21 protein-coding genes and 2 pseudogenes are annotated in these 18701 nt (G+C 37.8%); 13 read left to right on the top strand and 10 right to left on the bottom strand.

Annotated elements, in window-relative coordinates:
• Positions 1-3 precede the first annotated feature (3 nt).
• Together B9T29_RS15390 and B9T29_RS15385 are read right to left on the bottom strand one after the other, a co-directional pair.
• On the bottom strand, positions 4-261 hold the full coding sequence (locus B9T29_RS15390) for a hypothetical protein (RefSeq protein ID WP_086176758.1): 258 nt from the start codon (positions 259-261) through the stop codon (positions 4-6).
• A 192-nt stretch (positions 262-453) separates the two neighbouring features.
• Entirely contained in the window at positions 454-816 is a 363-nt protein-coding gene (locus B9T29_RS15385; protein ID WP_086176757.1) for a hypothetical protein, read from the bottom strand.
• A gap of 127 nt (positions 817-943) precedes the next feature.
• On the opposite strand from B9T29_RS15385, the gene B9T29_RS15380 reads away from it, so the two are divergent.
• Entirely contained in the window at positions 944-1564 is a 621-nt protein-coding gene (locus B9T29_RS15380; protein WP_086176756.1) for a LexA family protein, read from the top strand.
• 136 nt (positions 1565-1700) lie between these two features.
• Here the strand turns inward: B9T29_RS15380 and B9T29_RS16345 are convergent, their stop codons facing one another.
• The gene (locus tag B9T29_RS16345; RefSeq protein ID WP_171262914.1) at positions 1701-1844 is read right to left on the bottom strand and encodes a hypothetical protein; all 144 of its coding nucleotides are present in this window, start codon (positions 1842-1844) and stop codon (positions 1701-1703) included.
• A gap of 348 nt (positions 1845-2192) precedes the next feature.
• On the opposite strand from B9T29_RS16345, the gene B9T29_RS15375 reads away from it, so the two are divergent.
• From B9T29_RS15375 to accC, 4 genes are all read left to right on the top strand, one after another.
• Positions 2193-3509 carry a Y-family DNA polymerase gene (locus tag B9T29_RS15375; RefSeq protein ID WP_086176755.1) on the top strand — a complete coding sequence of 439 codons (1317 nt, stop codon included), beginning with the start codon at positions 2193-2195 and terminating at the stop codon, positions 3507-3509.
• Between the two features lie 236 nt (positions 3510-3745).
• Entirely contained in the window at positions 3746-4201 is a 456-nt protein-coding gene (gene aroQ / locus B9T29_RS15370; protein WP_086176754.1) for a type II 3-dehydroquinate dehydratase, read from the top strand.
• 16 nt (positions 4202-4217) lie between these two features.
• On the top strand, positions 4218-4634 hold the full coding sequence (gene accB / locus B9T29_RS15365) for an acetyl-CoA carboxylase biotin carboxyl carrier protein (protein ID WP_086176753.1): 417 nt from the start codon (positions 4218-4220) through the stop codon (positions 4632-4634).
• A 17-nt stretch (positions 4635-4651) separates the two neighbouring features.
• Positions 4652-6016 carry an acetyl-CoA carboxylase biotin carboxylase subunit gene (gene accC / locus B9T29_RS15360; RefSeq protein WP_086176752.1) on the top strand — a complete coding sequence of 455 codons (1365 nt, stop codon included), beginning with the start codon at positions 4652-4654 and terminating at the stop codon, positions 6014-6016.
• A gap of 84 nt (positions 6017-6100) precedes the next feature.
• On the opposite strand, the gene B9T29_RS15355 is transcribed toward accC, so the two are convergent.
• Positions 6101-6580 carry a hypothetical protein gene (locus B9T29_RS15355; protein WP_086176751.1) on the bottom strand — a complete coding sequence of 160 codons (480 nt, stop codon included), beginning with the start codon at positions 6578-6580 and terminating at the stop codon, positions 6101-6103.
• A gap of 315 nt (positions 6581-6895) precedes the next feature.
• Here B9T29_RS15355 and B9T29_RS15350 point away from each other — a divergent pair.
• A pseudogene (locus B9T29_RS15350) lies at positions 6896-8321 on the top strand (diguanylate cyclase).
• Positions 8322-8420: 99 nt separating this feature from the next.
• Here B9T29_RS15350 and B9T29_RS15345 read toward each other — a convergent pair.
• Entirely contained in the window at positions 8421-9578 is a 1158-nt protein-coding gene (locus tag B9T29_RS15345) for an MFS transporter (protein ID WP_086176750.1), read from the bottom strand.
• 272 nt (positions 9579-9850) lie between these two features.
• Here B9T29_RS15345 and B9T29_RS16685 point away from each other — a divergent pair, with 272 nt between their 5' ends.
• Together B9T29_RS16685 and B9T29_RS15335 are read left to right on the top strand one after the other, a co-directional pair.
• The gene (locus B9T29_RS16685) at positions 9851-10831 is read left to right on the top strand and encodes a hypothetical protein (RefSeq protein WP_228146631.1); all 981 of its coding nucleotides are present in this window, start codon (positions 9851-9853) and stop codon (positions 10829-10831) included.
• 699 nt (positions 10832-11530) lie between these two features.
• Positions 11531-11974: an META domain-containing protein gene (locus tag B9T29_RS15335; RefSeq protein WP_086176749.1), complete on the top strand. Its 444-nt coding sequence runs from the start codon at positions 11531-11533 to the stop codon at positions 11972-11974.
• Positions 11975-12047: 73 nt separating this feature from the next.
• Here the strand turns inward: B9T29_RS15335 and B9T29_RS16215 are convergent, their stop codons facing one another.
• From B9T29_RS16215 to B9T29_RS15315, 5 genes and pseudogenes are all read right to left on the bottom strand, one after another.
• A complete protein-coding gene (locus B9T29_RS16215) occupies positions 12048-12215 on the bottom strand; it encodes a hypothetical protein (protein WP_143223905.1) in 168 nt (55 codons plus the stop codon).
• 109 nt (positions 12216-12324) lie between these two features.
• Complete coding sequence (locus tag B9T29_RS16340) at positions 12325-12501, bottom strand: hypothetical protein (protein ID WP_171264072.1); 177 nt, start codon at positions 12499-12501, stop codon at positions 12325-12327.
• 1340 nt (positions 12502-13841) lie between these two features.
• A complete protein-coding gene (locus B9T29_RS15325; protein WP_086176748.1) occupies positions 13842-14051 on the bottom strand; it encodes a hypothetical protein in 210 nt (69 codons plus the stop codon).
• A 208-nt stretch (positions 14052-14259) separates the two neighbouring features.
• Positions 14260-14730: pseudogene (locus tag B9T29_RS16670) on the bottom strand (transposase family protein).
• Positions 14678-15055: a transposase family protein gene (locus B9T29_RS15315; RefSeq protein WP_171264071.1), complete on the bottom strand. Its 378-nt coding sequence runs from the start codon at positions 15053-15055 to the stop codon at positions 14678-14680. The pseudogene B9T29_RS16670 and the gene B9T29_RS15315 overlap by 53 nt, the downstream one beginning before the upstream one ends.
• 262 nt (positions 15056-15317) lie before the next feature.
• Between B9T29_RS15315 and B9T29_RS15310 the strand changes: the two genes are divergently transcribed.
• From B9T29_RS15310 to B9T29_RS15290, 5 genes are all read left to right on the top strand, one after another.
• Positions 15318-16184, top strand: a complete 867-nt coding sequence (locus tag B9T29_RS15310; protein WP_086176746.1) for a glucose 1-dehydrogenase — start codon at positions 15318-15320, stop codon at positions 16182-16184.
• A gap of 141 nt (positions 16185-16325) precedes the next feature.
• On the top strand, positions 16326-16493 hold the full coding sequence (locus B9T29_RS16335) for a hypothetical protein (protein WP_086176745.1): 168 nt from the start codon (positions 16326-16328) through the stop codon (positions 16491-16493).
• A 233-nt stretch (positions 16494-16726) separates the two neighbouring features.
• On the top strand, positions 16727-16978 hold the full coding sequence (locus B9T29_RS15300) for a hypothetical protein (RefSeq protein ID WP_086176744.1): 252 nt from the start codon (positions 16727-16729) through the stop codon (positions 16976-16978).
• A 191-nt stretch (positions 16979-17169) separates the two neighbouring features.
• Complete coding sequence (locus tag B9T29_RS15295; protein WP_086176743.1) at positions 17170-17802, top strand: SOS response-associated peptidase; 633 nt, start codon at positions 17170-17172, stop codon at positions 17800-17802.
• 342 nt (positions 17803-18144) lie between these two features.
• On the top strand, positions 18145-18378 hold the full coding sequence (locus B9T29_RS15290; RefSeq protein ID WP_086176742.1) for a DUF2171 domain-containing protein: 234 nt from the start codon (positions 18145-18147) through the stop codon (positions 18376-18378).
• Positions 18379-18701 lie beyond the last annotated feature (323 nt).

The following is an 18701-nucleotide window of genomic DNA, read 5'->3' as shown; positions in this document are numbered from 1 at the left end:
CAGTTATACAGCTGCCTCTTGTTTTCTCTTGCGTTTTAAAACCTGAGGAAGATGATCAACACTGATATAGGCTTGATGCAAGTCAGCTATCACGGTTTCTTGTCCATTGACTTCGTGTTGTAGCAATTGCTGATCTTTTGCGTAAACAACCGTTGCTGCCGCACATGCTTTGTTAAAGGCATGACGGAAAGCGTGTATGGCAAGTTTAGGAATCATGTCATCCTCATATTTGCCTGCTTTCATGATGGTATAAGCTGTCATGGAACAACTCCCGTTACACAAGGTGTATTTGCCTATTATATTAACATAGCCGCAATAATTGTCTATAAATACACCAACATAGAAATGTAACGCTTTGCAGTGAGCTTATTTGGGGAATAATACCTTTATTCAGAACAAGGAGTTTTAAATTCTATGTGTCAAAAAAAAGCCACTAATGAAGTGGCTCATGAATTACTGTTCTTCTTTCCAGACATCTTCATAGTCTTCACGATCAATCATAAAACGGAAACCTACAGCCAAAGCGAGGTATGGTAGTGCTTCAGGTAAAATATCCTGTAACTCGCGAACCGTCATGGTCTGGAAAAAGTCTTCTCCTGCTTCCAACTCGCCACCGTAAATAAACCAGCCAATATTTTCATCAGTTTCTGGTTTCTTACGAATTCCGACAATCGGTTCTTTATTTAAAGTTTGCACCGCAATGGCTATCACATCATCACCACTTACCTGGATATAGGCGGAATCAAACTCCTCACACAATAACTTTTGTTCTGCAATCAGTTCTTCTAAGGGTGAAAGTTGGGAATTTTTTGACATTGCGCTTCTCTGGCAGATAAAAACCGAATAGCGACAGTTTAACTTAGAACGATTTAGCATGGCTAAACTTTTTATTTTAAGTATTTTTTGCTAGGCTTGAAAAGGTTACAAAATCAAAAAGATTAAAATGAAACTTCACGATACCAAAGAATCCACAATAAGCACTGAGCATGGTCACGGCGGCAAACGCAAAAATGCCGGCCGTAAAACCCAATATCAAGAAAAAACCGTGGTGATGCGTGTACCAGAGTCTAAAGTGCTGCAAATCAAGTCCTGGTTAAAACCCAAACCTGCAGATGACCGCAGTCAGAAGATTGAACTGCATCCTATACAGATTCAGACCCAGCTCGATATTCCTTACCCTCTGGAATCAGTCGCTGCCGGTTTCCCCTCTCCGGCTCAGGATTATGCGGAAGACTTTATCGATTTAAACCGCTATCTGGTGCATAACCCCTCAAGTACCTTTGTATTACGCGTGAATTCATTGTCGATGAAAAATGCAGGCATAGACATTGATGACCAGATTTTAATTGACCGTAGCCTAAAGGCAGAACACGGCGATATCGTTTTGGCCTTAATCAATAATGACTTTACCGTTAAACGATTAATGATAGAAAAACAGAAAAATGGAGAATTGAATATCTGGTTAAAAGCAGAAAATCCGGAATATCCGGATATTTATTTGCACTGTGAAGAACAGCTGATTATTTGGGGTGTAGTGACCTGTATTTTAAAAAAATTGCGCTAATACCTCTTATGGCCGGTATCCCTTATTGATTAATACACAGCCCAAACAGGTCACAATTTTTACCTTTCAAAATAGACCAATAAAAAGCCTCAAGTAAACTTGAGGCTTTGTGATGAATCCTTAGCTTGGCTGAGGATTATTTTTGCTGTTGAGGGTTTTTTTGCTGCTGTTGGCGTTGATTGCCTTGGTTTTGCTGACGTTGATTGTCTTGCTGCTGTTGTTGCTGCTGTTGATGCTTTTGATTTTCGCTTTGCGGATTCGATTGTTGTTGATTAGCCATTTTCATATCCATCCTTTGCATTGATTACTAGATACTGATTGCTCAATCAGATTACTAGGATATGCCGTATGTATTACGACTCTTATTAATCTAACGGATATTTCTACTTAACCAACCCGCAAACTGTATCGACTTAATTCATTGTAATGATCAAAATATTAATTTACTGATTTTTAATGCATCATTAAATCTGATCTTTACGCTATTAACTGTAATTACACTGAAGCTTACAGGCTGCTCAAGCTCTTTATCGAATGCACTCTTGATTATCTTCATTTTTTTAAATTTGAAATTACTGAGCGATTTGATTATTCTAATTTTGAAAACGTTACAATTTCAAGAATAAAAATGGCACAACAACTTTTTGCTTTAATCGATATTAATAACTGCTATGTCAACTGCGAACGGGTATTCAATCCTCATTTGAATGGCCAGCCAGTAGTAGTACTCTCCAATAATGATGGCTGTGTGGTTTCCCGAAGCAATGAAGCCAAGGCCTTAAATATCGGTATGGCCATTCCTTGGTATGAAGTTGAGCAATGGGCTTTAGCGGCGGGAGTAAAAGTATTTTCCAGTAATTATGCTTTATATGCAGATATGTCACGGCGCTTTTTTTCGATTCTGGAACAGCATTTCCATCCAGATGATTTAGAACCTTATTCCATCGATGAGTGTTTTATCCAACTGAACAGCTATGCAGAAAATTTTGATGTAGAACAATATTGTCGAGACTTAATCCAGCGCATTGAGCAATGGCTTGGCTTGCCCTGCTGTATGGGAGTTGGCACAACCAAAACCCAAGCCAAACTGGCCAATCATTTTGCAAAAAAAAGAAGTGGTTTTAACTCTCTATGCTATTTACCTCATTTAGATTTATGCAGTTATGAAAGCCTGCTCTTAGAAACACCGGCTAGCGAGATTTGGGGCGTTGGTCGTAAAATCAGCAAACAGCTTCAAGACTATGAAATTTATAGTTGCTATGACTTAACTTTTGCCAATGAACATCATCTTGCCAAACAATTTTCAGTGACGATTGCACGGACCATTCGTGAACTAAAAGGTCAATCCTGTATTGCACTGGATGACCCTGCAACACCGGCAAAAAGAATCCTTTCTTCACGAAGTTTTGCTTCAGCATTGACTGAAAAATCAATTATCAAACAAGCCGTCATTTTTCATATCAACCGTGCCCATAAACGCTTAATCAAGCAACAGCAACTGTGTGCCTGCGTCCATGTTTCACTCTATGAAAAGATCCCCAATCCTCCCTATAAAAAAAGTATCTCTCATGCTCTGGGTCTGGAATGTGCAAGCGATGACTTACTGGCTTTAAATGCTGTAGCATTAAAGCAAATAGATGTTTTATTTAAGGAAAATAAGAAATACATTAAAGTGGAAGTGATGTTTAGTGCCTTGCATGTTAAGCAACAATATACTCATGACTTATGGCAACCCCTAGCACTGATTCAGCAACGTGAGGGTTTAATGAAAACCCTATTGCAAATGCAACAACGCTATGGCTCGGATTGCATACAAATTGGCTATCATTCTGCCAATCCAGCCTGGCATATGAAACAGCACCATCGCTCTCCACACTATACCACTTGCTGGCAAGAAATGCTTACGATTAATGACTCTGCGCTGGATGTTACACAAAATAAATGAACTGTTTTGGTCAATTCAGTTTACAATGTAAAAAATAGTAATAATTATAAAAAATGTCATTTTTTAACATTGCCAATTACCTGCAAAGTTCTCATTATATAGTTCAGTTTTGACACATAGCTTCCGTTTCAATTCAAACAATTCATAATAGAAATACGGAAATATATGCCATAATACGCAAACTTTGCTGACATCTTGCAAGGTATATTTGCAAACTTATAATTGGAGCAAGCTGAATGAGCTCAACCATTTTGGTTATTCATGGACCGAATCTAAATTTACTAGGTATGCGTGAACCTGAAGTTTATGGACACCTTACTCTGGATGATATAAATCAAAAGCTCATCGCCCAAGCTCAAAATGCATCTCTTTCTCTAGATACCTTCCAAAGCAATTGGGAAGGTGCCATTGTTGACCGAATTCATCAGGCACAAAAAGAAGGCGTTCAATTCATCATTATCAATCCTGCAGCATTAACCCATACCTCGGTTGCAGTACGTGATGCGCTTCTTGGTGTTGCCATTCCCTTTATTGAAGTTCATTTGTCCAATGTACACGCACGTGAAGCATTTCGACATCATTCATATTTATCCGATAAAGCCGTTGGCGTAATTTGTGGTTTAGGTGCAAAAGGTTATACCGCTGCACTGGACTTCGCCATCGACAAAATCCAACCTTCTACGCAACCATAATTAGGAATACTGTCTCATGGATATCCGTAAAATCAAGAAACTCATCGATCTGATGATTGAATCTGACTTACAAGCGATTGAAGTTAAAGAAGGTGATCAATCCATCGCCTTAACCCGTCGCAATCCAGTGGTAGCAGCAGCTGTTCCTGCAATGCCTGTAGCCGCAGCTGCAGCACCGGTTGCAAAAACACCGCGCGGCGCAGTTGAAAACTCTCCTATGGTTGGTGTGTTCTATGCTGCACCAAACCCAGGCGAAGCACCATTCGTTAAAGTGGGTCAGACCGTTTCTGCCGGTGAAACACTGGGTATTATTGAAGCCATGAAAATCATGAACCCGATTGAAGCAACTCAAAGCGGCGTGATTGAAGAAATTCTGGTGAAAAACGGCGAAGTAATTCAATTCGGTCAACCTTTGTTCCGCTATCGCGCCTAAGACCACGGGGACTTACAATGTTGCAAAAAGTTTTGATTGCAAACCGTGGTGAGATTGCCTTACGCATCACCCGGGCTTGCAGAACTTTAGGAATTAAAACCGTAGGTATTTATTCCGATGCCGATAAAGACCTGATGCATTTACGCTTTTGTGATGAAGCTGTATGTATCGGTCCGGGTGCAAGTAGCGAAAGCTATTTAAACATCCCGGCAATTATTACTGCTGCTGAAATTACCGGTGCAGATGCCATCCATCCAGGTTATGGCTTCTTGTCGGAAAATGCCGAGTTTGCAGAAATTGTAGAAAATTCTGGTTTTATCTTTATTGGTCCACGTCCAGAACATATTCGCCTGATGGGGAATAAAGTCTCTGCCATTATTGCCATGAAAAAAGCCGGCGTGCCAACAGTACCAGGCTGTGACCATGCAGTGACTATTCACAACGCCCTCGCAGAAGCAAAAGAAATTGGCTTCCCGCTGATTGTTAAAGCTGCTTCTGGTGGTGGTGGTCGTGGTATGCGTATTGTTGAACGTGTAGATACCTTACTTGAATCCGTTCAGGCGGCACAACGTGACGCTGAAATGTGGTTTGGTGATGACACGGTTTATATGGAACGCTTCCTGCAAAAACCGCGTCACGTCGAAGTTCAGGTTTTGGCAGATGGTAATGGCCATGCGATTCACTTGTATGATCGTGACTGTTCACTGCAACGTCGCCATCAAAAAGTACTGGAAGAAGCACCTGCACCAGGCTTACCAGAAGAAGCACGCGCTGAAATTTTAGAAGCCTGCGTCAATGCATGTAAGCTCATGCAATACCGTGGTGCGGGTACATTCGAATTCCTGTTTGAAGATGGTGAATTCTTCTTCATTGAAATGAATACCCGTGTTCAGGTTGAACACCCTGTTACCGAAATGGTCACTGGTATTGATATTATTGAGCAGCAATTGCGTATTGCTGGCGGACTTGGCCTTGAAATTCAACAAGATCAAGTGGAAGTACGTGGTCATGCTATTGAATGCCGTATCAATGCGGAAGATCCAACCACATTCCTTCCATCTCCAGGCAAAATCGAGCACTACTACACTCCAGGTGGTGCCGGTATTCGTTTAGATTCACATATTTACGAAGGCTATAGTATTCCACCTTACTATGATTCAATGATTGCTAAACTCATTGCCCATGGTAAAGATCGTGAGACTGCCATTGCCCGTATGAAACAGGCATTAGAAGAAATGATCTTGACCGGAATTAAAACCAACATTCCGCTGCATCGAGATTTGATTCTGGAAGATGAGAATTTCTGTAAAGAAGCGATGGATATTCATTATCTGGAAAAACACTTATTGAAAAAACTGGAAGCCTATAAAGAAGCTTCTTGAACAAAGCTTTAAGACTAAAAAACCGCTCTTTATGAGCGGTTTTTTAATATGCTGAAAGTTATGTATAAAAAATATAAATAGTCATTAAGGCAGCACACGGTGTAATGTGGCAAAGCATTGTTCTGCCTTGTCATTACTACAGAAATTAATGGTCGATGGATTCTTCCATTGCACAAAATATTGGGAAATTTCACCGGTTTGGTCTTCCTGCAGACCCGAGCAATCTTTTTCATTATTGTCATACTTTACCTGCAAAACCAGTGCAGACAATAAAGAGCGCTCCTCTTGAGCCGGCTGAAAGTCATAAATTCCAGATGACCACTCTTGACCACTTTTGATAATGACATTGTTATTACTTTTAAAATTATAATATTCAATACATTTATTATTGTTGGCCACTTGCATTCCCCATAAGCCAACAATTTCTGGACGAGTCACAATACGAATGGTATTCGAATTTTCAGCTCGATCCGTTTCTTCTGTTGCCACTACCGCTTGATTATCATTTGCCATCGCAACAGATGAGCACAATGTAAGTAAAATTGTAAAATATGTTTTTTTCATACATCAATTCAGTGCTAAGAATCCTTTGCTATAACTTAGCATATTTTTATGAAAAACCAGTATTTATCACCATATTGCAACAATATAATTTCAGGCTGAATTTACCCAAGAAAGTCATCGGCCAAGCTGCAAAGAATCAATTCTTTCCGACTAATACCGAAATAACGATCTCCACTTATAATGATACAGTTGTATAATAAATGTTCATCCGTCTTAAAAATATTTCTATTTAATTAAGAGTATAGCAAAATAATTTTTTAATCCTTCTGACTAAGTCGCCATGTTAGAGTGACAAGGACGTGATCTTTGCATACTTTGCTAACCTCATCTAAATTATCCTCGTTACGGCAACATACCCCTGCCTTTTTCATTATTGGCGCTGTGGTCCTGAGCTGCTGTTTGTGCGGGATTCTATCCAGACCTGTTACCTTTTTAGCCTATTTATGGCCTGCAAATGCAGTTTTGCTGGGATTATTTTTACGTTTTAAGCATTTAAGAACCCTAGGTGGATGGTTAGGTGCGTTTAGTGGTTACATGCTGGCAGATCTGCTGACTGGTAATTTCTTGCTACTGACCTTTGTTCTTAGCCTCGCAAATCTGATTAACGTGATAATTTCGTTCTTTTTTATCCAATACTGGAAATTAAATTATCGAAACTATAATCAAGGTTTTACCTTCTTATATTTATTTACCATTTGTGCCTTGGGCGGTTGCTTGGCCAGTGCCTTGTTTGCCATTGCGACTGTTCCTTATCTTTCTGATACCTTTATGTCTACGCAACGTCTGGGGGGTTGATTTTGGCATGTGGTGGGCGGGTGAAATCGTCAATTGCATTACCATTCTGCCGATTATTTTATTTTTCCCCACATTAAAGGAAATGGGAAAATATTTAAAAGATATTAGGCTGAATCAATTTCATTTGACCAAATTGCTACCACTGATTGCGATTGTTATTTCAGTGACTTTTACCCATATTTTCACTGGACCGGGTGCCTTGCTTTATCCGCTGGCTGCCTTAATTTGGGCTGCTTTAAGTTATCCTATTTTCATCGTTGCCGTCATTAACAGCATTGTATGTTTGGTGACTTATCATAGTCTGACTTATTTTTATTTATCCGATTCCTCCTCGGCATATTTATCAACCACTATTTCTGTGCGTATTGGTTTATGTATGCTTGGTTTTGCCCCACTCGTTCTGTGCATTATTACCAGTAACCGCCGTGAACTGTATAAAAAAGTGTTGTATCTGGCCAATCACGACAGTTTGACCAATACCATTAACCGACGCCATCTATTTGAAAAAGGTGAACGATATCTGAGTGAAGCTAAAAGCCACTCAGTCTCGCTGGTCATGCTTGATCTGGATCATTTTAAAAGAATGAATGACCAATATGGACATCATACCGGTGATTTGGTGCTCAAACATTTTTCGCAATTGGTTGAAGATAATATCCGTGCCAATGAACTTTTTGCACGTGTAGGCGGTGAAGAATTCCTGATTTTAATGATGAATACCACCCTGCAAGAAACCCAGGCCATTGCTGAACGAATTCGAAATAAAATTGAATTAACCCCAATGCAACTTCCTCAGGGAGATTTATTATTTATTACCACCAGTATTGGCATTACCCATCAGAGCTTACCCACCGAGCTGAGCTTGCAAAATATTATTAATCTGGCAGATCGTGCCCTGTATCGCTCAAAAGCTTTGGGGCGTAATCAGATCACCATTGCTTCTTGATATGAAACCCTTGCCTAGCTGACTAAAACCATCACAGGAGGCATCATGGGAACCATCTTGAACATGGGCATAGAATACTGACTTTTCTTTAAAGACTTTTTAGGCTTGCTGAATATATTTCGGTAGCCAGCGTACAAACAGCAAACCCACAACAGTTGAAAGCCCGGCGAGCACAAACACCATCTCTCCTGAAATCACGTACCAATATCTTCCAGCCAAAATACTTCCCAGGGCGACCCCCAAGCCCCACATGGTGCTATACATGGCCTGGCCACGGCCTTGCTGACCTGCTGAAAAATTTTGAAAGATAATGCGCATGGCAATCATATGAAACAGGCCGAAACTAAAAGCATGAATACTCTGGGCTAAAAACTGTGCCATAAATAAGTCAGGCAACAATCCCACCACAACCCAACGCACACCCGTTAAAACCAGACACAAACTGACCAGGCTACGCCATGAAAATCGAGTGAGGAAAATATGCGCAAAGGCAAACATGATGATTTCTGCCACCACCCCAACTGACCACAACAGGCCAATTTCAGTGGTGCTATAACCAACCTGATGCAAGTAGTTGCTATAGAAGCTATAAAATGGCGCATGAGAAAATAATAAAACAAACTCTATGGCAAAAAATGCAGCGACTACGGGTCGTTTTAATATGGGCAAGAGTGGCTCTAATTGCTGTTGAGACTGTGGAGCGCTGCTGGGCTCTTTAATGCTAAAAGACCAGAGGAAAGCCAAAAATGCAATGCACAACAACATCAGGGGAAGCATAGAAATCGGAACAATTTCGAGTAAAGCCCCAATCCCAAACACCCCAACAATAAAACCAACAGAGCCCCATTTTCTTACTTTTCCATACAGCTGAGTGCGCTTGTCGCCCAACCAGAACAAGGTTACCCCTTCAAATTGCGCCAAAATGGCATTTTGAAAAAAGCTGAAAATCAGCATTAGCAGTGCCACCGACTGGAAGCTATTTGGAACCAGAAAAATCATGAACCAAATAAAGCATTCCATCCATGTCGCAATTCGTACCAACAACATTCTTTTGCCTGACTTATCGGCAATCCATCCCCAAATGAACGGCGCAAAAAAGCGGGTAATAATTGCGATTGAAGATAATAATCCGATCTCTTGATAATTAAAGCCCTGATCTTCTAGATACAAATTCCAAAAAGGCATGAACGTACCGACGATGGAATAGTAGAAGAAGTAGAATCCACTTAGTTTATGCTGTATTGCAATAGCTTGCATTAGTTTGCATATCCTTGCATTATCAAGAATTTGAATTCATTTAAAGTTGCATCTAGTTGCATTCAATTATTCCCAGTTGCAATTTAACAGTCTACAAAATCTAAAAAATATTTTTCCATAAGATTTGTTGACTACTTTAATGTGTATTAGAGATTTTCTCGATGCCATTCAAATAACTGGTTAAGATTTAGTATTGATTTTATTGTAGAAAAATTAAAGTAACGCAGATATTATATGTACGTCAATACTTTATAAAAAATATGGTGGTTGGGGTGGATTTAACTGGAATTGAAAGTGCTCAATCAAAAAAGGAGAAGAGTGAGTTATTTAAAAACCAAAAAGAAAAAACTATAAATGATCTTTCAAAGTTAGAAATTGAAAATTGGGAAACAATTCTAAAAACACCAGACACAAATTTGAAGATATATATTGAATCCATGAAAAAAAGAGTACACGACTTAACATCAGCTGATGAAATTCATCTTCTTAAGGGGATAGAGAATAGGCTAAAATATATATTTACTGCACTTGAAAAAGTAAAAAATCCAAAAGAAAATTTAGATGAAAATACCAAAAGAACCATATCAGAATATCCCGATAAAATACAAGCAGATATTTATTCTTGTTTTGTTTTTCTAGAAGAATTTGAAAGTATTAAGAGTGGATTTAATTCGATTATTCAAGATCCTTTAAAGAATACAATTAAAGATGTTGAGCAGGAATTAAATGAATTCAGACGCTTAAGAAATATTTCAGATAATGCTAGAACAGAGGATATTTATAATGAAGCGGTAGCCAAATATAGGGCGTTAGAAGTCCAATATAGAGATTATTTTTATTACAGTATTGTTACAGTGTTTGGTGTTGCCACGTATCTTTTCCTATTCAAATCAGCCATTCAATTTATGTGGGGCTTAGAAAATATAGAGTTTTGGATTTTCAAATTTTCAATCCTTGCAGTTGGTATTACGTTGATAACTTATTTCTTAAAGCAATCCACCCACTATCAACGTCTTGCCGACCAAAACTATCAAACCCAAGTCGAGCTTCAAGCCTACCCAAGTTTTATGGAAAGTATACCAACAGCAGAAGCTGCTTCAGTGCGTAAAGAACTTGCGCTGAAATACTTTGGGCGTGAAATAGATGGAGCTGCTCATAAAGATATGAGTAACCTAATCTCTGACCAAATGAAAAGCACAACAGAGATGGTCAAAGCTGCAACTGATGTATTGAAAGTAAAAGAGAAACCATAAAATAGCAGCTAATTTGAATGGGGAATGAGATCCAACTCAAATTATCCTAAAGATATTAGAAACAAGCTATGCTTTTAAACTTATATATGCCTTGCTAATTATAGGAACTATTGTGGCATATATTATTTTATTGTTAAATATGGAGTGGTCTCAGCGATAAGAGATTATTCAGATCACCTAAGAAAGAAACGTAATGAACAAATTGCATACTAAAAAAAGTTATTAGAAAATGAGTTTCTAAAAGAATATTCGAAGAATACTAGATTATCAAGTCAACTTAGAGGCAGCATGGAAAAACATAATCAAAACCTTAAAGTTGTCTGTATCAAAGCTCGTCAGTTCAAAAATACTAAGGTTGTGAATGACATTATCTCCTTTGATAATCGTGTGGGGGTACTCTCATTGTAGTTTTAGAGAGATGCTATCTTCAATCATATATGAAGAACAAGCTTAGATGCGAATTATGTCTATCGCAGAAATCTAAACAAAAAGCTTCAATCACTAAAACAGATACCCTATTAAAATTCAAGGAATAAACTAATTATCTATTGCCGATTATTTTGAAATCACCCATGTTTGTTTTTCGATCAATTTGTGTGGATTATTGGTTAATAATCAAATGAATTAAGAAAATTTTTATAAAATCATCATCTGTTGTTTGCCTCACAATACAAAAAGTAAATCAATTGGAGAAAGCAAATGTTAAGTAAAATGATGATAGCAACCAGCCTAGCTGCCTCTATGGTTTTGACAGGTTGTACATCCTCCATGCCAAATCCTTCTACTGAAAGGCATTTAGCAAAATTGCAAAACAAAAACTGGGTCATGACCGAAATCAATCAAGTTAAGTATAAAGCTGATCCTACTTTATCACCTGCCGCTCCAATGCTCAGTTTTGATAATAGCCAACTCAGTGGTAGTGATGGCTGCAACCAATTTATGGGAGGCTATGCTGTACAAGATACCCAAATTAAATTTTCCAATTTAGCCACTACAGAGAAAGCCTGTTTAAATCCAACCGACTTACCGCAAAAGTTTGCACAAGCCCTAAATCAGGTTGTCAGCTACGAGGCGACCGACCATGAATTAAAGTTATTCGATAGCAATCATCGTATGGTACTTAAGTTTAAGAATGTGAAATAGATATAAATAAGCCCTCAGTTGAGGGCTTATTATTGATTTAAAGTTTTGCGAGTTGCTTTACGCTTATCTTAGTTTACACATTGATGAGTGGTTCATTGTCAGGAATCAACATTGAGCTACCCTGTCTGTCCGGCATGCCTCCCATTTCATCTTTATTTTTTTCGTACATAGAATAAAGAATTAAAGCAATAACAATAACTGCAATCACACCCAGGATCATTTTTATTTGTCTTGAATCCATAATCGTTACCTTTATACATAAAGAAAATAGCCATAAGACAATATCTGCAAAAAATTGAAGCTACATCTTCTCTTCTTATGCAAAAGTTTAGGAAGATGAAAGCTCAATTTTATTTCGGTTGTCTGCGGAAATGTTCTTGTTGATGGTCGTTTTGTTGATTGGGTTGCTTTTGGGGATTTTGTTGCTGATTTTGTTGATTGGTTTTTGGGTTTTCTTGTTGCTGCTGATTGGGCTTTTCGCGTTCTTGATTATGTTGACTGAATTGCATGGGTTCTCGAGTAGCCATCTTATTTTCACCCTCTGTTTAGTCTATATAATTTAATTAATTTACTATTTAATTTTTATGAGCCAATCTTAACTTTGTGTCAATTTCATTCAATGTAAATTGCATTCATCTATGCGGTTGATCTATAAAAAGACAGTCTCAAGCACATTAACATTGATTACTCAACGCTTATAAAAGGCGATATGATTTCTTTATTTAGTCCCAAGCTCGACACAGTCTAACTTGGCTTTTTGTTCAAGTTAGACATATAAACTGCATTTTTTCAGCCTAAATCTATCATCTAAATTTTTTCAGATTTTAAAAGGCATAACAGTTCCTTTGGGATTAAATGAAGCTAATCATTTTTTCCACATTTACGGCATTCCTGAACATATCCATGCTTATGATCCCAGCTGTACTCATACACATGCAGACAGAAAATTTTACGAAGAGAATTAAACATAGATTTAACCTCACCCACTTAGTTGAGAAAAACTATCTCTACTTAATAATATGGGTGCTAAGATGATAAATATCAAAATAAAAAGATAAAAAAATACCTACATAATCGGTAGGCAAAAATACGAATACGCTGAGTGAGCGTAGAAACGACAGCCAATTGCTGGGGCGTTATTTTCTATAAATTGAAGCACCGTGACATTAGCAAAATATATCAAAATGCAAAATTACAATCATTCTATTATTTCGACAGAGCGGTATGTAAAAAGCCCACTTGGTCAGCAGGCTTAAGGTTTATTTGTCTTTATCCATGGAGCTTGTAGATGTAGTTTGATCTTGCTGATCATTATCGGTATCCCGTTGACATGCAGTTAAGCCAACCATGACGACCAACCCTATTAATACTATTTTTTTTCATGTCTTATCCTTGTGTCGTTGGATCATTCAGAATATAAGAATGACACATTTTCACCGTTCAACATTTACAGCAAAAATGTAAAAAGGCTTAAGAAATGAAATTATGTGTTTGAGGATTACCCCGATGATCGGGATCATTGAATAATAGACTAAATAGATTTTCAGTCATCTCCATTTATTGGCTTTATGATAAGCATTAAAGTCTTTTTAACTGCCTTTCTCTTCTAAACAAACCCAGTCTTTCTTTTCGCTGGATGATCTGATCTTCAGTAAATGGAAGTCGTTTTTGTAACTCGGCTAAGCTCAGAGAATGGTTTTCTATTAAATAACCATCCTGTTCTACAGTCCAATGGATGAGAGAAAATTCAACTTTGTTTCGGTATGCTCTATTCATGCGCAGCATTATAAAGCATCGTTTTTAGGCAATACAGCGCTCAGACTGGATAAGTTATCTTGGAAAATTCTCTTAGAAAATTTTAAAAAAGTTATCTCACAATTTCCCATAAAACAGCATGATCCGAGTGTGTCACAAAACCAATCAGCTCATGGGTTTCATTCAGCCGGGGAATAAACTGATTATTCTCCATATCATAATAACCTGCACGATCTTCGGCCTTGGCCAAGGTGACTTTATCTCCCAAAACCTTGTTAATCATTCGTTCTTCACCTGATGCCGGATTTTTAATTCTGATCATAATATTCTAGCCTTTGACTTATCATTTGATCTCTATCATAAGGAATCAAATGTTAATATATGGCTTACTTTATTAGCTCTAATGTAACTTGAATGGTCTTTGATTTTAGAAATGATATTCCCCTGATCAGTGGCAAAGCCAAAACTTAAAATATGACTTGATCTCTAAAATGGTTATTAAATAGATGATATTAGACCTCTTTCATAAATCATTTTTTACTCAATTCCGAGTTATAGATTCCTGCGATTAAACTGAATCTCAAACCCAGCCTTTTACCTCTATTTCGGTAACGTTCAGCAAGAATTTTAAAGGTCTTCAGGCGACCAAATACATGCTCGATCCCGATTCTTCTTTTGTTGATTGCCTGATTATAGATTTTGAGTTCAGAATCCAGTTTACAGCGTCTTTTGGCTTTTAACGGCAATAGGCTATTAGGGTACACAGCATAAATTCCCTGATAGCCTTTATCTGCAAGGATAAAAGCTCATGAAGGAATCTGCTTTAAATTGCGTTTGAATAGCTCGAAATCATGCACCGTACCGCGATCAGTGCATAAACTCAGAATTTGCTGAGTTTTATAATGAATGATGGCCTGTACTTTAAAGGTATGCGTCTTTTTCTTGCCACTATAGCTTTTCTTCTGTTTTTTTAGGCCTTTGAATTGGAATTTCTGTGGCATCCACGATCACCACATTCCAGTCTATGCCTGCGCCTTCGGGCAAATTCTTCGGTAAATTAAACAGCTTGGACTGAATCAAGCAATCTTCAACATGACGTACAATTCTTGAGGCTGTTGACTCTGAAACCCCGTAACTCGTAGCAACGTGAAATAAAGTTCGGTATTCCCGCCAATAGCTCAGACAGAGCAGAACCTGATCCTCCACACTTAACTTGGGTGGTCTGCCTTTAGCTGGAACATGCTTCTGCAATTGCTCAACCATTAAATAAAAGGTTGACCATGAGATGCCGGTATATCGCTTAAACTGTGTTTCAGAAAGCTTCATCTTTGAATCAATGTATTTCATCCGCAGATTATGCATGAATGCTAAGAAAGTTAGAGTACAAATATCAATCAAAAAGGTGCTCGTTTTTTGATTTATGAAAGAGATCTATTTCTGAACTGAATTTAAATGTAAAAGGTACTTTATATAAGCATTGATATTTTTCTCATGGATTGTGTTATTTAATGTTTGCTCCATCTAACTCCCTCTTATAAAGCTCCTAATATATTTTAAGCATTTTAAAAAATAGTGGAGCAGAAAGAATATGTATAAATATCCAAAAAGCCCATCAATAGAAGTCCAAGCCCATCAACCGGGTATTCAATCGCAAATGCATCCTCAACCAGAAGTCATCAAACCCAACTATCAAGGAAGCAATAAATTAAAAGACAAAATTGCCCTGATCACTGGCGGTGATAGCGGTATTGGCAGATCAATTGCAGTGTTGTTTGCACGCGAAGGTGCAGATATTGCCATCTGCTATTTGGAGGAAGATCAAGATGCCGAAGAAACCAAGAGAATGGTAGAAAAAGAAGGTCGCCGTTGCCTGCTGTTGAAATGCGATTTACAGCATCACGATGAAATAAGCAGGATAGTCGAAAAAACACTTCAAAAATTTAAAACAATCAATATCTTAATTAACAATGCCGGCGTGCAATACCCACAAAAATATATTACCGACATCAACACCCAACAGCTTTTTAAAACTTTTGAAATCAATATTTTATCCATGTTTTACTTAACTCAGATAGTGATCCCTTATATGACCCAAGGTGATTCAATCATCAATACCAGCAGTATCACCAGTTATCATGGCCATGACCTGCTGATTGACTATGCCAGTACCAAAGGCGCGATTACTTCATTTACCCGCAGCCTATCCACAAATTTATTGAAAAATAAAACCGGGATTCGAGTCAATGCAGTAGCGCCGGGTCCAATCTGGACGCCTCTCATTCCGAGCAGTTTTGATGAAGAGCAATTAAAAAATTTTGGTAAAAAAACACCCATGGGACGAATGGGACAACCCAGCGAAGTCGCTCCAGCTTATTTATTTCTTGCTTCGGATGAGGCCAGCTATATTTCAGGTCAAGTCATTCATGTAAATGGTGGTACGATTATTAATGGCTGAACTATTTAAACAGTTAGAACGTTGTATATCATTTGAATCATGATGAATCAAATCCCACACCAAAGCTCGACATATTATTACCCAGCATAATTTTTTTTTTGCTTAAATGAATAAAGCTGTAAATCTAAAGAGGGATACATTATGCCTAGAGGCGATAAATCAGCTTATACAGAGAAGCAGAAGCGACAAGCGAAACATATTGAGGACAGTGAAAAAGAACGTGGACTTGCCGAAGATGATGCGGAACGCATTGCTTGGGCTACCGTAAATAAGCAAGATGGTGGCGGCAAGAAAAAAAGACACCATTAAAAAATATTGATCCTGCAATTTCATAAAGCTCTCTCATGAGGGCTTTATTTGATTCATTGGCACATCTAGCCGAGCTATTTTACCGCTTGTCGGATAATGTCATTACAAAAAAATATAACAGCATGATTATCATTGGCTTTTAAGATATGTGCTTTCGCTGTTCACAATTTTTAAAAGTGTCAATGAATCTGCTTCTTTAAAATCACAATTTACCCGTGAAAGGGGTGAATACCATGACACTCTATTGCATTAGAAAAAATCAAAGCTTTCTCGCTTATCGAGATCAATTTGATGACTGCCATAATTGGCAAATGTCGGATCTGGATTTGGCCTTTGCCAGCCCTTGGTATTGGTCAACTGATATAAATATGGCAAAAATTTTCATTACTCAAACTGAAGCGGAAACTTTTCTAAGTACGCATTATGGAGAGTTATTTATCCATGCCGAAATAGACTTATATAGATATGAATATGACTCATCTTAATTTAGACCAGGCATATTGATCTGTCCGAGCGCTTTAATGACTGGCTGCTCAGTTTGCGTCCCGACTTGTTCACACCTTAAAACAGCGTATTACTAGTTTTAATATGAATGGTGCTAAATTTGTAAGATTAATCATGAGGAGGAATTTTTTTTGCTGTAATGATAATCAAGAAAAAATTCAGAGATAGCTCCATGTGCGCAAATTTTGAAGCAATTAAAAGAAATAGAGCATTTCTTCTAGGCCTTTCCGAGCCTCAGTTTGAATATCCTGATCATATTTATCCATTATATGATGCCCCTATTTTAATGCATGGTGCAGATCAACCTGAATGGGATATTGCCAAATTTGGTCTTATTCCTTTTTGGGCAAAAGAATTGAAATATGCACGTCACACCTATAATGCCAGAACTGAAACTGTGGCAAGCAAACCCAGTTTTCGTCATGCATGGCATAAAAATCAGTTTGCCCTGGTGCCTGTCGATGCCATCTTCGAGCCCAAATATATAGATGGCAAACCGCACTGGTATGCGATTTTCCGCAAAGATGGATTGCCTTTTACCCTCGCCGCCATTTATGAAAATGCAGTCATTGAGAATAAACCGGTTCGATCCATGAGCCTGCTCACTATCAATGCTGACCATCATCCCTTTATGAAGCAATTTCACACACCAAAAGATGAAAAGCGCTCGGTCATCGTCATTCCAGAAAATGCCAGGATGGATTGGTTGAATAGCAACGCTGATGAAGCAAATCAATTCTTCTTTGAAATGCAGGATGAATATCTTGCTGTACCCAAAAATCGTACAGCAGCAACTCAACTTTAATATTTATTATTTATTATTTGCTGGTAGCACAGCATTTCTATTATTTAAAATGATAAAAAAACAAGGCTATCCCATTTTAATAAGGCTATCCCATTTTAATTCAGAATTGATCTGCATATATAAAATATAAAAATCATCAATAAGGAAAAGGATTAAATATTAAATTCTGCTGCAATTTTTTAAACAGCTATAACGCAAAAATTTCTTTCTAAAGCATGATCTTTATGCACTAAAGTAAAGTTGCTTAAAGATTTGTTCCCTTTTGCATACATATAGCGCCAAAGATTCGAGAATGCCTTAAATTAGAGGGTGCAAGATTACCGCTAACAGGAGAGGTATGAAATGGCTACTATCAATGTAAATGACATTACTAAACATGCTGACGTAATTGCCGTAGATGGTAAAAAAGTAGGAACAGTAGATCACCTTCAAGGCACAGATCAAGTCAAGTTAACAAGAAATGAAGAAGGTAGTCATCACCTTATTCCACTTTCATGGGTGAGTGAAATTAAAGAAAATCAGGTTATGCTCAATGTAGATGCTGAAGAAGTCAAAAGTCACTGGGTTGCGGCTTAAGCAAGGCACAACACTACCGTATAAGCCTTTTCTTCGATATGGAAGGGGCTTATTTAAACTTGATAAGTTAAAATAATTTGTGCTGAATCATTCCATTTCATTACAACAAATACTAAATGTTAAAAATACTAATTTTTATTTTAATGGCATTATTTTAGTTAACCTGAATCGCGGATAAGAAATTAACTTGAAAAAAAGGTGGCTGAAAACCATTAGGGAGTTACCACACCTCCTACACCTTCAGCCACCATGTTCGATTTTACATATTTCTTCTGCATGATCGATGACTTTTTTCAGAAATTCGAAGCAACCTATTTGCAATT

It is taken from the genome of Acinetobacter sp. ANC 3903 (assembly GCF_002135315.1).
Taxonomy (GTDB): Bacteria; Pseudomonadota; Gammaproteobacteria; order Pseudomonadales; family Moraxellaceae; genus Acinetobacter.
The sequence above is the reverse complement of the archived record's forward strand: the minus strand, read 5'-3'. Positions and strand labels throughout refer to the sequence as shown.